This is a genomic window from Variovorax davisae (genome assembly GCF_030316845.1).
Lineage (GTDB): Bacteria > Pseudomonadota > Gammaproteobacteria > Burkholderiales > Burkholderiaceae_C > Variovorax > Variovorax davisae.
On the sequence record NZ_JASZYS010000009.1, the window covers coordinates 1 to 14,765 of the forward strand.

14 protein-coding genes and 1 pseudogene are annotated in these 14,765 nt (G+C 66.1%); 14 read left to right on the forward strand and 1 reads right to left on the reverse strand.

Annotation, left to right across the window (positions count from 1 at the left end; all coding sequences use genetic code 11):
* From QTI33_RS20425 to QTI33_RS20490, 14 genes and pseudogenes are all read left to right on the forward strand, one after another.
* Nucleotides 1–212: pseudogene (locus QTI33_RS20425) on the forward strand (UxaA family hydrolase); the annotation flags it as partial.
* Between the two features lie 46 nt (nt 213–258).
* Nucleotides 259–1,023, forward strand: a complete 765-nt coding sequence (locus QTI33_RS20430) for an SDR family NAD(P)-dependent oxidoreductase (RefSeq protein WP_286508099.1) — start codon at nt 259–261, stop codon at nt 1,021–1,023.
* 55 nt (nt 1,024–1,078) lie between these two features.
* Nucleotides 1,079–2,053 carry a tripartite tricarboxylate transporter substrate binding protein gene (locus QTI33_RS20435; RefSeq protein WP_286508100.1) on the forward strand — a complete coding sequence of 325 codons (975 nt, stop codon included), beginning with the start codon at nt 1,079–1,081 and terminating at the stop codon, nt 2,051–2,053.
* Nucleotides 2,054–2,078: 25 nt separating this feature from the next.
* Nucleotides 2,079–3,071: a Bug family tripartite tricarboxylate transporter substrate binding protein gene (locus tag QTI33_RS20440; protein ID WP_286508101.1), complete on the forward strand. Its 993-nt coding sequence runs from the start codon at nt 2,079–2,081 to the stop codon at nt 3,069–3,071.
* A gap of 78 nt (nt 3,072–3,149) precedes the next feature.
* On the forward strand, nt 3,150–4,001 hold the full coding sequence (gene asd, locus QTI33_RS20445) for an archaetidylserine decarboxylase (protein ID WP_286508102.1): 852 nt from the start codon (nt 3,150–3,152) through the stop codon (nt 3,999–4,001).
* 144 nt (nt 4,002–4,145) lie between these two features.
* Complete coding sequence (locus QTI33_RS20450) at nt 4,146–4,472, forward strand: winged helix-turn-helix transcriptional regulator (protein ID WP_286508103.1); 327 nt, start codon at nt 4,146–4,148, stop codon at nt 4,470–4,472.
* 65 nt (nt 4,473–4,537) lie between these two features.
* Nucleotides 4,538–4,888 (forward strand): FKBP-type peptidyl-prolyl cis-trans isomerase, encoded by a 351-nt coding sequence (locus QTI33_RS20455; protein ID WP_286508104.1) that lies wholly within the window; start codon nt 4,538–4,540, stop codon nt 4,886–4,888.
* Nucleotides 4,889–5,026: 138 nt separating this feature from the next.
* Entirely contained in the window at nt 5,027–5,593 is a 567-nt protein-coding gene (grpE, locus tag QTI33_RS20460) for a nucleotide exchange factor GrpE (protein WP_286508105.1), read from the forward strand.
* Between the two features lie 105 nt (nt 5,594–5,698).
* Nucleotides 5,699–7,636, forward strand: a complete 1,938-nt coding sequence (gene dnaK / locus QTI33_RS20465; protein ID WP_286508106.1) for a molecular chaperone DnaK — start codon at nt 5,699–5,701, stop codon at nt 7,634–7,636.
* A gap of 91 nt (nt 7,637–7,727) precedes the next feature.
* Nucleotides 7,728–8,867: a molecular chaperone DnaJ gene (dnaJ, locus tag QTI33_RS20470; RefSeq protein ID WP_286508107.1), complete on the forward strand. Its 1,140-nt coding sequence runs from the start codon at nt 7,728–7,730 to the stop codon at nt 8,865–8,867.
* 219 nt (nt 8,868–9,086) lie between these two features.
* Nucleotides 9,087–9,323 (forward strand): hypothetical protein, encoded by a 237-nt coding sequence (locus QTI33_RS20475; RefSeq protein ID WP_286508108.1) that lies wholly within the window; start codon nt 9,087–9,089, stop codon nt 9,321–9,323.
* A 19-nt stretch (nt 9,324–9,342) separates the two neighbouring features.
* Complete coding sequence (locus tag QTI33_RS20480) at nt 9,343–11,265, forward strand: PrkA family serine protein kinase (protein WP_286508360.1); 1,923 nt, start codon at nt 9,343–9,345, stop codon at nt 11,263–11,265.
* A gap of 27 nt (nt 11,266–11,292) precedes the next feature.
* Nucleotides 11,293–12,576, forward strand: coding sequence for a YeaH/YhbH family protein (locus tag QTI33_RS20485; protein WP_444814866.1), 1,284 nt, complete (start codon nt 11,293–11,295; stop codon nt 12,574–12,576).
* On the forward strand, nt 12,480–14,096 hold the full coding sequence (locus tag QTI33_RS20490) for a SpoVR family protein (RefSeq protein ID WP_444814867.1): 1,617 nt from the start codon (nt 12,480–12,482) through the stop codon (nt 14,094–14,096). The genes QTI33_RS20485 and QTI33_RS20490 overlap by 97 nt, the downstream gene beginning before the upstream one ends.
* On the opposite strand, the gene QTI33_RS20495 is transcribed toward QTI33_RS20490, so the two are convergent.
* The gene (locus QTI33_RS20495) at nt 14,097–14,747 is read right to left on the reverse strand and encodes a DNA-3-methyladenine glycosylase I (protein WP_286508111.1); all 651 of its coding nucleotides are present in this window, start codon (nt 14,745–14,747) and stop codon (nt 14,097–14,099) included.
* Nucleotides 14,748–14,765: the final 18 nt, after the last annotated feature.

Here is a 14,765-nt window from a genome sequence, read left to right on the forward strand (position 1 = left end):
TCGCCACCCGCAGCGACCTGGCGCGCCGCTGGCACGACCTGATGGACGTCAACGCCGGGCGCATCGCCGACGGCGAGGCCAGCATCGAAGATGTGGGCTGGGAGCTGTTCAAGCTCATGCTCGACGTCGCCAGCGGCCGCAGGAAGACCTGGGCCGAGCAGTGGAAGCTGCACAACGCGCTGGTGCTGTTCAATCCGGCGCCTGTGACCTGAGACTTTGCTCTGCCTGTCATCAACTGACCAGAGGAGAACACCCACCATGGAAGACCTCAAGGGCCGCAGCGCCCTCGTCACCGGCGCCAGCACCGGCATCGGCGCCGCCGTCGCCATCGCCTACGCCGCCCGCGGCATGCGCGTGGCCGTCCACTACAACAGCTCGACCGCGGCGGCCGAGCAGGTCGTCGCCACCATCCAGGCCGCCGGCGGCGAGGCCTTCGCGCTGCAGGCCGACGTGCGCGACAGCGCCGCGATCCGCCGGGTGGTCGGCGAGGCCCACGACCGGCTCGGCGCCATCGACGTGCTGGTCAACAACGCCGGCAGCCTGGTCAAGCGGCTGCCGATCGCCGACTTCGACGACACGGTGTTCGACGAGGTGCTGCACATCAACGCGCGCTCGGTGCTGGCCTTCTGCCGCGAGGTGGTGCCGCTGATGCGCACCCAGGGGCGCGGCGGCAGCATCGTCAACGTGTCGTCGATCGCGGCGCGCAACGGCGGCGGTCCGGGCGCCTATCTCTATGCCGGCGCCAAGGGCTTCGTCAGCACGGCGACCCGCGGCCTGGCGAAGGAGCTGGCGCCGGACCGGATCCGCGTCAATGCCGTATCGCCGGGCGTGATCCAGACGCCCTTCCACGACCGCTTCTCGACGCCGCAGCTGCTGGAATCCTTCAAGGCCGCGATTCCGCTGGCCCGCATCGGCGAGCCGGACGACTGCGTCGGCGCCTTCCTGTACCTCGCCAGCGAGCAGCTGTCGGGCTACGTGACCGGACAGATCCTCGAAGTGAACGGCGGCCAGTACATGCCCTGAAGCCGCCGCCCCGCCCCCCCCGAGCGCACAGATCAACAACAACGGAGACACGCACTTGAACACAGCAACCCTGCGCGGCTTGGCCGCCTTCACGGCCGCGGCCGCCCTGTCCCTGGGCCTGGCCGCCCCCGCCGCGGCGCAAAGCGACTTCCCCAACCACACCGTCGAGCTGCTGGTGCCCTACCAGCCCGGCGGCGGCACCGACGGCCTGGCGCGCACCTTCGCCGACGCCAGCCGCAAGCACATGGCGCAGAGCATGGTGATCATCAACCGCCCCGGCGCCGGCGGCGCGATCGGCTGGACCGAGGTGATCAACGCCAAGCCCGACGGCTACAAGCTCGCCGTGCTCACGGTCGAGCTGCTGACCTTGCCGCACCTGGGGCTGGCCAAGTTCAACTACGACGATTTCCAGCCGATCGCCCAGCTCAACGCCGACCCGGCCGCCATCACGGTCAAGGCCGATGCGCCGTGGAACACGGTCGAGGAATTCCTGGCCGCAGCCAGGAAGGACCCCGAGGGCGTGCGGGTGGGCAATTCCGGCAATGGCTCGATCTGGCACCTGGCGGCCGCGGCCCTCGAAGACAAGACCGGCGCGAAGTTCAACCACATCCCGTTCCAGGGCGCCGCGCCCGCGGTGCTGGCGCTGCTCGGCGGCCACATCGAGGCCGTGGCCGTGAGCCCGGCCGAGGTCACGACCCACGTGCAGTCGGGCAAGCTCAAGCTGCTGATGGTCATGGCCGACCAGCGCGTCAAAGGCTTCGAGAAGGTGCCGACCGCCAAGGAACGCGGCATCGACCTCTCGATCGGCACCTGGCGCGGCCTCGGCGCCCCGAAGAACACCCCGCCCGAAGTGATGGCCAAGCTGCGCGAGATCACCGCCAGGACGGCCGCCGAGCCGATGATGCGCGAGGCCATGGAAAAGCAGAACCTGGGCTACGTCTACACCGACGGCGCGGTCTTCAAGGAAACCCTGGCGCGGGACAACGCCTATTACAAGAGCCTGATCGCCAAGCTCAACATCAAGCCCTGAGACCCAGGAAGCCGAAGGAGACCCCATGCAACGCCGCACCCTGATCCACACCGCCCTCGCCTCGCTCGCCGCCGGCCTGCCGGCCCTGCCCGCGCTGGCCCAGCCGTCCTGGCCGACCGGCAAGCCGATCACCTACCTGGTGCCCTTCCCGGCCGGCGGCACCACCGACCTGCTGGCCCGCCTGATCGCGCAGAAGCTCGGGCCGGCCCTGGGCACCAGCGTGATCATCGACAACAAGGGCGGCGCCGGCGGCAGCATCGGCTCGGAGATCGCTGCGCGGGCGGCGCCGGACGGCTTCACGCTGCTGGGCGGCACCATCAGCTCGCACGCCATCAACGTCAGCCTCTACCCCAAGATCGGCTACGACCCGCAGAAGTCCTTTGCGCCGGTGACGCTGATCGGCACCAATCCGGTGGTGCTGGTGGTCAACCAGGCGAGCCCGTACAAGACGCTCAAGGAACTGCTCGACGCCAGCCGCGCCAAGCCGGGCGGGCTGTCCTCGGCCTCGGCCGGCACCGGCACCTCGCAGCACCTGGCGCTGGAGCTGATGGCCTTCAAGTCGGGCGTCAAGTTCACGCACGTGCCCTACAAGGGCAGCGGCCCGGCGATCCAGGACGTGATCGGCGGCCAGGTCGACATGATGTTCGACACCACCGTGGTCGCCGGGCCGCATATACAGAGCGGCAAGCTGCGCGCCCTGGCCGTGACCTCGGCCAAGCGCCTGGCGTCGATGCCGAACGTGCCGACGGTGGCCGAATCGGGCATCCCGGGTCTGGCCGACTTCGAGGTCGTGTCCTGGCAGGCGATCTTCGTGCCGGCCGGCACGCCGGCGCCGATCGTCGATCGCCTGCACAACGAGATCCGCAAGATCCTGGCCGAGCCCGAGATGCAGGAGAAGCTGAAAGGCTTCGGCATGGAGCCGGCCGACCTGACGACCGCCCAGATCGCGGCCTTCCAGAAGTCCGAAGTCGAGAAATGGGCCCAGGTGATCAAGGCCGCGAACATCAAGGCCGAATAGTCGTCGGGTAGGTTTCGTCCTGCGAAATTCGCGCGGGGCGCTCGATAGAATCGCCTACCGTTTTCCTGGGATTTCGCCTTGTCCGATCGCCTGCCCGTCCTGCCCCAATACCTGTTCCCCAAGCAGGCGCTGACCTCCTTCGCCGGCTGGGTGGCGGGCAAGGAGCGCGGCTCGGTCACGACCTGGATCATCCGCCGCTTCGTCGCCAAGTACGGCGTCGACATGGGCGAGGCGCTGGCCAGCGACATCGCGAGCTACCGCAGCTTCAACGATTTCTTCACCCGCGCCCTCAAGCCCGGCGCGCGGCCGATCGCCGCCGCCGACCTCATCTCGCCGGTGGATGGCGCGATCAGCCAGTTCGGCGCCATCGAGGGCGACCAGATCTTCCAGGCCAAGGGCCACCGCTACTCCACCACGGCGCTGGTCGGCGGCGACGCCGCGCTGGCGGCCCGCTTCGCGCACGGCAGCTTCGCCACCCTGTACCTGAGCCCGAAGGACTATCACCGCATCCACATGCCCTGCGACGGCCGGCTGCTGCGCATGATCTACGTGCCGGGCGACCTGTTCTCGGTCAACCCGACCACGGCCCGCGGCGTGCCCGGCCTGTTCGCGCGCAACGAACGCGTGGTGTGCGTGTTCGAGACCGCGCGCGGCCCCTTCGTGCTGGTGCTGGTCGGCGCCACCATCGTCGGCAGCATGGCCACCGTCTGGCACGGCGTGGTCAATCCGCCGCGCGGCGGCGAAGTGCGCGAATGGCGCTACGACGACCAGCAGGTCGTGCTGCGGCAGGGCGAGGAAATGGGTCGCTTCCTGCTCGGCTCCACGGTGGTGATGCTGTTTCCGGCGCCGCCCCTGGCCTTCACGCCCGCCTGGGCGCCGGGGCGGCCGGTGCGGCTTGGCGAGGCCATGGCCCAATACCGGGCTGACTGAGACTGCAATCCCGCGGGCCGCAGCCCGCCTGCCGATATAGCTATAAAACTTGTAGCAGACCGCCTTCTGGGATATAGTCCCCGGCCGATTCCGGGTGGTCCCCGATCCGCACAAGAACCACGGCGCCCCGAGGAGATGAAATCGATGAGCAGCAAGGAAAACGCAGCCGTCAGCCAATTGCTGGCGCTGCTGGAGGCCCGCTACGCGCTGCGCGTCCTCTGGGCCCTGCGGGACGGCCATGCCCAGACTTTCCGCCTGTTGCAGGACAGCGTCGGCAGCATCACGCCGAACACCCTGAACACCCGCATCAAGGAACTGCGCGAAGCCGGCCTCGTGAACCACGGCAGCGAAGGCTACAGCCTGACCCTGAGCGGCCAGGACCTGCTGAAGCGGCTGTCGGACCTGCAGGCCTTCGCCGGCAAGTGGCAGCAGACCCAGGTCAAGAAGACGGCGCCGCCACCGACGCCTTAGCGCCTTCCCAGGTCGTTAAACTGCCCGGTTTTCCAACCTTTTCCAAATCCCTGAAGGAGCGCACCATGCCCACCACTTCCTCCGGCCTCCAATACGAAGACACCACGGTCGGCGAAGGCGCCGAAGCCAAGGCCGGCCACCACGTGCATGTGCACTACACGGGCTGGCTCTACAACGATGGCGTCCAGGGCGCCAAGTTCGACTCCAGCCGCGACCGCAACGACCCCTTCGCCTTCTCGCTCGGCGCCGGCCAGGTCATCAAGGGCTGGGACGAAGGCGTCGCCGGCATGAAGATCGGCGGCAAGCGCACCCTGATCATCCCGGCCGCACTGGGCTACGGCGCCCGCGGCGCCGGCGGTGTGATCCCGCCGAACGCGACCCTCAAGTTCGACGTCGAACTGCTCGACGCCCACTGATCCTTCCGGCCCTTTCCGCCGTCCCCAGAATGCGCCTCCGGGCGCATTTTTCGTCTTGAAAACCGCCTGGACAGCCCCAGATGGCTGGCTATTGTTCGTTTTTCACTGAATTCCGGCATGGCAGCCGGCTTTTTGAGCATGTCTGACCCGCAAAACACCCCCATTCATCCCGACGCCCTGCAAGGCGAGCCCAGCCCTGAAGAGCGCGAGGCCGCCCAGGCAGCCAACGAAGCCGACGCGCTGGCCGCGGCCCAGGCCGAGATCGCCGCGCTGCAGGCCAAGAATGCCGAGCTCGCCGACCAGTTCCTGCGCGCCCAGGCCGATGTCCAGAACGCCCGCCGCCGGGCCGACGACGAGATCACCAAGGGCCGCAAGTTCGCGATCGAGGGCTTCGCCGAGAGCCTGCTGCCGGTGCTCGACAGCCTCGAAGCCGGGCTCGCGATCCCCGACGCCACGGTGGAGCACCTGCGCGAAGGCACCGAAGCCACGCTGCGCCAGCTCAAGAGCGCCCTCGAGCGCAACAAGGTGATCGAGATCGCGCCCGCGGCCGGCAGCAAGTTCGACCCCCACCAGCACCAGGCCATCTCGGTCGTGCCGGTGCCGGGCCAGGAGCCCAACACCATCGCCAGCGTCCTCCAGAAGGGCTACACGATCGCCGAGCGCGTGCTGCGCCCGGCCCTGGTGACCGTCAGCAGCCCGAGCTGAAAACCAACAAGAAACCCACAGGAAATCCCCGCTTCGTCCCTTGAATCGCAGCCGGTTATCCACAAGTTCACAACAACCTAATTTCAGAGTCCAGGAGAAAAAAACATGGCCAAAATCATCGGTATCGACCTCGGCACCACCAACTCGTGCGTGTCGATCATGGAAGGCAACACCACGCGTGTGATCGAGAACTCGGAAGGCGCCCGCACGACGCCCTCGATCGTGGCCTACCAGGAAGACGGCGAAGTGCTGGTGGGTGCCTCCGCCAAGCGCCAGGCGGTCACCAACCCCAAGAACACGATCTACGCCGTCAAGCGCCTGATCGGCCGCAAGTTCGAAGAGAAGGAAGTCCAGAAGGACATCGACCTGATGCCCTACAGCATCACCAAGGCCGACAACGGCGACGCCTGGGTCGAAGTGCGCGGCAAGAAGCTCGCGCCGCAGCAGATCAGCGCCGAAATCCTGCGCAAGATGAAGAAGACCGCCGAAGACTACCTCGGCGAGCCGGTCACCGAGGCCGTGATCACGGTGCCCGCCTACTTCAACGACAGCCAGCGCCAGGCCACCAAGGACGCCGGCCGCATCGCCGGCCTGGACGTCAAGCGGATCATCAACGAGCCGACCGCCGCAGCGCTGGCCTTCGGCCTCGACAAGCACGACAAGGCCGACCGCAAGATCGCCGTCTATGACCTCGGCGGCGGCACCTTCGACATCTCGATCATCGAGATCGCCGACGTCGACGGCGAAAAGCAGTTCGAAGTGCTGTCGACCAACGGCGACACCTTCCTGGGCGGCGAGGACTTCGACCAGCGCATCATCGACTACATCATTTCCGAGTTCAAGAAGGACCAGGGCGTCGACCTGAGCAAGGACGTGCTGGCCCTGCAGCGCCTCAAGGAAGCCGCCGAAAAGGCCAAGATCGAGCTGTCGAACGGCGCCGCCACCGACATCAACCTGCCCTATGTGACGGCCGATGCCTCGGGCCCGAAGCACCTGAACATCAAGCTGTCGCGCGCCAAGCTCGAAAGCCTGGTCGACGAGCTGATCGAACGCACCATCGCCCCCTGCCGCACCGCCATCAAGGATGCCGGCGTCAGCGTGACCGACATCAGCGACGTGATCCTGGTCGGCGGCATGACCCGCATGCCCAAGGTGCAGGAAAAGGTCAAGGAGTTCTTCGGCAAGGAGCCGCGCAAGGACGTCAACCCCGACGAGGCCGTGGCCGTCGGCGCCGCCATCCAGGGCCAGGTGCTGTCGGGCGACCGCAAGGACGTGCTGCTGCTGGACGTGACCCCGCTGTCGCTCGGCATTGAGACGATGGGCGGCGTGATGACCAAGATGATCACCAAGAACACCACGATCCCGACCAAGTTCGCGCAGACCTTCTCGACCGCGGAAGACAACCAGCCGGCGGTGACGATCAAGGTGTTCCAGGGCGAGCGCGAGATCGCCTCGGGCAACAAGCTGCTGGGCGAATTCAACCTCGAGGGCATTCCGCCGGCCTCGCGCGGCACGCCGCAGATCGAAGTCAGCTTCGACATCGACGCCAACGGCATCCTGCACGTCGGCGCCAAGGACAAGGGCACCGGCAAGGAAAACAAGATCACCATCAAGGCGAACTCGGGCCTGTCCGAGGACGAGATCCAGAAGATGGTCAAGGACGCCGAGCTCAACGCGGCCGACGACAAGAAGAAGGTCGAGCTGGCCCAGTCCCGCAACCAGGGCGAAGCCATGGTGCACAGCGTCAAGAAGTCGCTCGGCGAGCACGGCGCCAGCCTGGACGCCGGCGAGAAGGAAAAGATCGAAGCCGCGATCAAGGACGTGGAAGAAGCCCTGAAGGGCGACGACAAGGCCGCGATCGACGACAAGACCAACACGCTGATGACCGCCAGCCAGAAGCTCGGCGAGAAGATGTATGCCGACGCGCAGGCGGCCGCAGGCGCGGCCGGTGCCGCGGCAGGCGGCGCTGGCCCGGAAGCTGCAAGCGCCCCGGCGGACGACAACGTGGTCGACGCCGAGGTCAAGGAAGTCAAGAAGGGCTGATCTTCACGCCCTGAACGAGGCTGGACCCCCTGGCAAGGCGGTCCGGCCTTTTCCGCTTTCTGCCCCCCGATTCCGCCACCGACCCCCGACCATGGCCACCAAACGCGACTACTACGAAACCCTCGGCGTGCCCAAGAACGCAAGCGAGGAGGAAATCAAGAAGGCTTATCGCAAGCTCGCGATGAAGCACCACCCCGACCGCAACCACGGCGACGCCGGCAAGGACTCCGAGGCCAAGTTCAAGGAGGTCAAGGAAGCCTATGAAATGCTGTCGGACAGCCAGAAGCGGGCTGCCTACGACCAGTACGGGCACGCCGGCGTCGACCCGAACATGCGCGGCGGCCCGGGCGCGGAGGGCTTCGGCGGCTTCGCCGAGGCCTTCGGCGACATCTTCGGCGACGTCTTCGGCGGCGCCCGGGGCGGGCGCCAGGGCGGCGGGCGGCAAGTGTTCCGCGGCAGCGACCTGAGCTACGCGATGGAAGTCACGCTCGAGGAAGCGGCCGAGGGCAAGGACGCCCAGATCCGGATCCCGAGCTGGGACGACTGCGACACCTGCAAGGGCTCCGGCGCCAAGCCGGGCACCAAGCCGATCACCTGCACCACCTGCCACGGCCAGGGGGCGGTGCAGATGCGCCAGGGCTTCTTCAGCGTCCAGCAGACCTGCCCGACCTGCCACGGCTCGGGCAAGATCATTCCCGAGCCCTGCACCGTCTGCCACGGCCAGGGCAAGATCAAGAACAACAAGACGCTCGAGGTGAAGATCCCGGCCGGCATCGACGACGGCATGCGCATCCGCAGCACCGGCAACGGCGAGCCCGGTACCAACGGCGGCCCGCCGGGCGACCTCTACATCGAGATCCGGCTCAAGAAGCACGAACTGTTCGAGCGCGACGGCGACGACCTGCACTGCGTGGTGCCGGTCAGCATCACCACGGCGGCGCTCGGCGGCGAGATCAACGTGCCGACGCTCAAGGGCGCGGCGGCCATCGACATTCCCGACGGCACCCAGAGCGGCAAGCAGTTCCGGCTGCGCGGCAAGGGCATCAAGGGCGTGCGCTCGAGCTACCCGGGCGACCTGTACTGCCATGTGCGGGTCGAGACCCCGGTCAAGCTGACCGAGCACCAGCGCAAGCTCATGAAGGAGCTGGACGAGTCGCTCAAGAAGGGCGGCGACAAGCACAGCCCGACCGACAAGGGCTGGTTCGACAAAGCCAAGGAATTCTTCAGCTGAGCGCATTGCGCCGGCGGTGCCGACCGGCGCTGCCGATATTCCAGGCGGCCTGCGGGCCGCTTTTTTCTTGTCCGCGTATTCCTGTAGGCGCCGGCGGTGGCACCGGCGTTGGATCGGAAACAGATGATCCCCTCACATGGACCCCACCTACAGCCCCTGGCGAAGCCGGACCACGGCCGTGCCGTGCACGAATCGCCGCATGCTCGTAGCATGTGTTCGATGGCTGCTGCAGCCGGAGGCGGTTTCGCCAATTGCTGCCGCTTTCAGTTGGAACTTTTTTGCAACGATCAAATTCTTATTTCAAAAGCAATTTGCTCGAAGCGTCGTTTGTTCTATGCTTTGAACAAGTTCATGCCCGAGGGTTTTTTCCAAAGCGTGCACACATCACCTGGCACCATTCCTGCGAAGAACGATGCGACGTGTGCGGCACGGATTCCCCGGGCAGCGCCCGGCTGACTCGATGGAGGTGTCTATGGTGGATGTCATCAGCAACTTCGCAGCGCGATATGAGCGCACGCGCGAAGAGGTCTTGTCCCTTCAGGAATACCTGGAGATCTGCAAACGGGAGCCTCTGGCCTACGCCACGGCCGCCGAGCGGATGCTCAAGGCCATCGGCGAGCCCGAACTGGTGGACACGCGCAACGACCCCCGGCTGTCGCGCATCTTCGCCAACAAGGTCATCAAGATCTACCCGGCCTTCCGCGAGTTCTACGGCATGGAAGACGCCATCGAGCAGGTGGTGTCCTACTTCCGCCATGGCGCCCAGGGGCTGGAAGAAAAGAAGCAGATCCTCTACCTGCTCGGCCCGGTCGGCGGCGGCAAGAGCTCGATCGCCGAGCGCCTGAAGCAGCTCATGGAGCACGTGCCCTTGTATTCGATCAAGGGCTCGCCCGTGAACGAGACCCCGCTGGGCCTGTTCGACGCGGCCGAAGATGGCGAGATCCTCGAAAAGGAATACGGCATCCCGCGGCGCTACCTGCAGCGCATCCTGTCGCCCTGGGCCGTCAAGCGGCTGGAAGAGTTCGGCGGCGACATCCGCCAGTTCCAGGTGGTCAAGCGCTACCCCTCGGTGCTGCGCCAGATCGCGGTCGCCAAGACCGAGCCGGGTGACGAGAACAACCAGGACATCTCCTCGCTGGTGGGCAAGATCGACATCCGAAAGCTCGAGGACTACGCCCAGGACGACCCGGACGCCTATGCCTACTCGGGCGGCCTGTGCCTGGCCAACCAGGGCCTGCTGGAGTTCGTGGAGATGTTCAAGGCGCCGATCAAGGTGCTGCACCCGCTGCTGACCGCCACCCAGGAAGGCAACTTCAAGGGCACCGAGGGCTTCGGCGCCATCCCGTTCGACGGCATCGTGCTGGCCCATAGCAACGAGAGCGAATGGAAGGCCTTCCGCAACAACAAGAACAACGAGGCCTTCCTCGACCGGATCTACATCGTCAAGGTCCCCTACTGCCTGCGGGTCTCCGAGGAGATCAAGATCTACGAGAAGCTGGTGCGCAACTCGTCGCTGTCGGCGGCGCCCTGCGCCCCGGGCACCTTGCGCATGATGGCCCAGTTCTCGGTGCTCACCCGGCTCAAGGAACCCGAGAACTCCAGCATCTTCAGTAAGATGCAGATCTACGACGGCGACAACCTCAAGGACACCGACCCCAAGGCCAAGTCGATGCAGGAGTACCGCGACTATGCGGGCGTCGACGAAGGCATGAGCGGCACCTCGACGCGTTTCGCCTTCAAGATCATCTCGAAGGTCTTCAACTTCGACAGCAGCGAGGTGGCGGCCAACCCTGTGCACCTGATGTACGTGCTCGAGCAGCAGATCGAACGCGAGCAGTTCGCGCCCGAGACCGAGCAGAAGTACCTCTCCTACATCAAGGAGCTGATGGCGCCGCGCTACGCCGAGTTCATCGGCAAGGAGATCCAGACCGCCTATCTCGAGAGCTACTCCGAGTACGGCCAGAACATCTTCGACCGCTACGTCACCTATGCCGACTACTGGATCCAGGACCAGGAGTACCGCGACCAGGACACCGGCGAGGTGTTCGACCGCGGCTCGCTCAACGCCGAGCTCGAAAAGATCGAGAAGCCCGCGGGCATCAGCAACCCCAAGGACTTCCGCAACGAGATCGTCAACTTCGTGCTGCGCGCGCGGGCCGGCAATGCGGGCAAGAACCCGCTGTGGACCAGCTACGAGAAGCTGCGCACCGTGATCGAGAAGAAGATGTTCTCGAACACCGAGGAGCTGCTGCCGGTGATCAGCTTCAACGCCAAGAGCAGCGCCGACGAGATGAAGAAGCACGAGGATTTCGTCAACCGCATGGTCCAGAAGGGCTATACGGCCAAGCAGGTCCGCCTGCTGTGCGAGTGGTACCTGCGCGTTCGCAAGAGCTCATGATGGGCTGAAGGAGTTCTGTCCGTGGCCATGCTGCAGCAGATCATCGACCGTCGGTTGTCGGGCAAGAACAAGTCCATCGGCAACCGCGAACGTTTCCTGCGGCGCTACCGCGAGCAGATCGGCGAGGCCGTGCGCCGCGCCGTCAGCGGCCGCGGCATCCGCGACCTCGAACAGGGCGAGGACATCACGCTGCCCAAGCGCGATGTCTCCGAGCCCGTGTTCGGCCACGGCCAGGGCGGCGACCGCGAGTACGTGCATCCGGGCAACAAGGAGTACGTCAAGGGCGACCGCATCGAGCGGCCGCAGGGCGGCGGCGGCGCGGGCAAGGGCTCGCAGGCCGGCGATGGCGAAGGCGGCGAGGACGACTTCGTCTTCAGCCTGACCAAGGAAGAGTTCATGCGGGTCTTCTTCGAGGACCTCGCCCTGCCCCACCTGATCCGCACCCAGCTGGCCGAGGTGCCCGAGTGGAAGAGCCACCGGGCCGGCTTCGTGAGCGACGGCAACCCGAGCAACCTGCACGTGGTTCGCTCGATGCGCGGCGCCCTGGCGCGGCGCATCGCGCTGGGCGGCGACTCCCGGCGCGAGATCCGCGAACTCGAGGCGCACCTGCTGCACCTGCAGCGCAGCCCGCGCGTGTCCGACGCCCTGGTGCAGCGCGAGATCCGCGAGACCGAGGCCAAGCTCGAAGAGCTGCGCGCCAAGGCCAAGCACGTGCCCTTCCTCGACCCGATCGACCTGCGCTACCGCAACCGGGTCAAGGTCCCGGTGCCTTCCGCCAAGGCCGTGATGTTCTGCCTGATGGACGTCTCCGGCTCGATGGACGAGGCCCGCAAGGACATGTCGAAGCGCTTCTTCATGCTGCTCTACATGTTCCTGACCCGGCACTACGAGAAGATCGACCTGGTCTTCATCCGCCACCACACACAGGCCTCCGAGGTCACCGAGGAAGAATTCTTCCATGCCACCGAGACCGGCGGCACCGTGGTCTCGAGCGCCCTGACCTTGATGCTCGACATCGTGCGCGCCCGCTATCCGAGCGGCGAATGGAACATCTACGGCGCCCAGGCCAGCGACGGCGACAACTGGCACCAGGACTCGGGCCGCTGCCGCGAGCTGCTGGCCGACCACCTGCTGCCGCTGGTGCGCTACTACGCCTACGTGCAGGTGGCCGAGGCCGAGCAGAACATGTGGGAGGAGTACTCGCAGCTGGCCGGATCCCACAAGAATTTCGCCATGCGCAAGGTCAGCGACGCGCAGGACATCTACCCGGTGTTCCGCGACCTGTTCAAGAAAGAGAGGGGACCGGCGTGAACGAGACCACCCAGACACGGACGCCATTGCCCAGTCCCTCCGACTGGACCTTCGAGCTGATCGAGCAGTACCACACCGAGATCGCCCGGGTGGCCAAGGGCTACAAGCTCGACACCTATGCCAACCAGCTCGAGATCATCACGGCCGAGCAGATGATGGACGCCTATGCCTCGGTCGGCATGCCGGTCATCTACCGCCATTGGTCCTACGGCAAGCAGTTCATCGCCACCGAGAAGAACTACCGCCGCGGCCACATGGGCCTGGCCTACGAGATCGTGATCAACTCCGATCCCTGCATCGCCTACCTGATGGAAGAGAACACCATGGCCATGCAGGCCCTGGTGATCGCCCATGCGGCCTACGGCCACAACAGTTTCTTCAAGGGCAACTACCTGTTCAAGATGTGGACCGACGCGTCGTCGATCATCGACTACCTGGTCTACGCCCGGAAGTACATCAGCGAGTGCGAGGAGCGCCACGGCGTCGGGGCGGTCGAGGACCTGCTCGATTCCTGCCACGCGCTCATGAACCACGGCGTCGACCGCTACCGCCGGCCGCAGCGCCTGTCGCTGAGCCAGGAGCAGGCGCGGCGCGAGGAGCGCGAACACCATCTGCAGCAGCAGGTCAACGACCTGTGGCGCACCCTGCCGCGCAAGGCCGGCCGAACGTCGGAAGACGAAGAGGCCTCCCGGCGCTTCCCCGCCGAGCCCCAGGAAAACCTGCTCTACTTCATCGAGAAGAACGCACCATTGTTGGACCCCTGGCAGCGCGAAGTGGTGCGTATCGTGCGCAAAATCGGGCAGTACTTCTATCCGCAGCGCCAGACCCAGGTCATGAACGAGGGCTGGGCCACCTTCTGGCACTACACCCTGCTCAACACGCTCTACGACGAGGGCCTGCTGGCCGACGGCTTCATGATGGAGTGGCTGCAATCGCACACCAACGTGGTGTTCCAGCCGCCCGTCGGGCACCGCGCCTACAGCGGCATCAACCCCTATGCGCTGGGTTTTGCGATGTTCAGCGACCTGCGGCGCATCTGCGAAAAGCCGACCGAGGAAGACCAGCGCTGGTTCCCCGACCTGGCGGGCTCCAATTGGCTGACCTCCCTCGACTACGCCATGCGCAATTTCAAGGACGAGAGTTTCATCGGGCAATTCCTGTCGCCGAAGCTGATGCGCGATTTCCGCTTTTTCACGGTCCGCGACCAGGAAAGCGAGCCCGAACTCGAGGTGTCGGCGATCCACGACGACAGCGGGTACCGGCAGCTGCGCGAATCGCTGTCGCGCCAGTACGACCTGAACCACCGCGAACCGAACATCCAGGTCTGGAGCGTGAACCTGCGTGGCGACCGCTCGCTGACCCTGCGCCACACCCAGCACAACAACCGCCCGCTGCACGACGACTCGACCGAGGTGCTCAAGCACGTGGCGCGGCTGTGGGGCTTCGACGTCCACCTCGAAAGCGTCGACAGCCAGGGGCGGATCAGCCACCGGAAGGTGGCCGGGCCGCAAGCGGCCTAGCTAGCGGCCTGCCTGGCGCGGCGGCTTGAGCTTGGCGCGGGCCTTCAGCGCCAGCTCGCGCGCATGGCAGCCCTCGATGTGGTCGTTGACCAGCCCCATGGCCTGCATGAAGGCATAGACCGTGGTCGGGCCGACGAAGCTCCAGCCGCGCTTCTTCAGGTCCTTCGACATCGCGATCGATTCAGCCGAGGTCGTGAAGCTCTGCAGGGCGGCGTGCGTGATCCGCTTCGGCCGCGAGGCCGGCTCGGGCTCGAAGCCCCAGGCGTAGGCGGCCAGCGAACCGAACTCCCGGCGCAGTTCGATCACGCGGTGGGCATTGTTGATCGCCGACTCGATCTTGCCGCGATGGCGCACGATGCCGGCATCGGCGAGCAGCCGCTCGACGTCCGCGGGGCCGAAGCGCGCCATGCGCTCGGCATCGAAATCAGCGAAACCGCGGCGGAAGGCCTCGCGCTTGTTGAGGATCGTGAGCCAGCTCAGGCCGGCCTGGAAGCCTTCCAGGCACAGCTTCTCGAACAGGCGCCGGTCGTCCGTGACCGGGAAGCCCCACTCGCCGTCGTGGTAGCGCTGGTAGAGCGGCGTCGCGGCGCACCAGCGGCAGCGCCAGGCGCTGTCCTCGCCTTCGAACAGGCCGGCTCGCTCGGCGCTCACAGGGCAACCTCCGTGCTG

Excerpts from the sequence above, each read along its gene's own strand:
- QTI33_RS20430 (WP_286508099.1), top strand. The coding sequence starts at position 259 with ATGGAAGACCTCAAGGGCCGCAGCGCCCTCGTCACCGGCGCCAGCACC.
- QTI33_RS20440 (WP_286508101.1), top strand. The coding sequence starts at position 2,079 with ATGCAACGCCGCACCCTGATCCACACCGCCCTCGCCTCGCTCGCCGCC.
- QTI33_RS20450 (WP_286508103.1), top strand. The coding sequence starts at position 4,146 with ATGAGCAGCAAGGAAAACGCAGCCGTCAGCCAATTGCTGGCGCTGCTG.
- QTI33_RS20455 (WP_286508104.1), top strand. The coding sequence starts at position 4,538 with ATGCCCACCACTTCCTCCGGCCTCCAATACGAAGACACCACGGTCGGC.
- grpE (WP_286508105.1), top strand. The coding sequence starts at position 5,027 with ATGTCTGACCCGCAAAACACCCCCATTCATCCCGACGCCCTGCAAGGC.
- dnaK (WP_286508106.1), top strand. The coding sequence starts at position 5,699 with ATGGCCAAAATCATCGGTATCGACCTCGGCACCACCAACTCGTGCGTG.
- dnaJ (WP_286508107.1), top strand. The coding sequence starts at position 7,728 with ATGGCCACCAAACGCGACTACTACGAAACCCTCGGCGTGCCCAAGAAC.
- QTI33_RS20475 (WP_286508108.1), top strand. The coding sequence starts at position 9,087 with ATGGCTGCTGCAGCCGGAGGCGGTTTCGCCAATTGCTGCCGCTTTCAG.
- QTI33_RS20485 (WP_444814866.1), top strand. The coding sequence starts at position 11,293 with ATGCTGCAGCAGATCATCGACCGTCGGTTGTCGGGCAAGAACAAGTCC.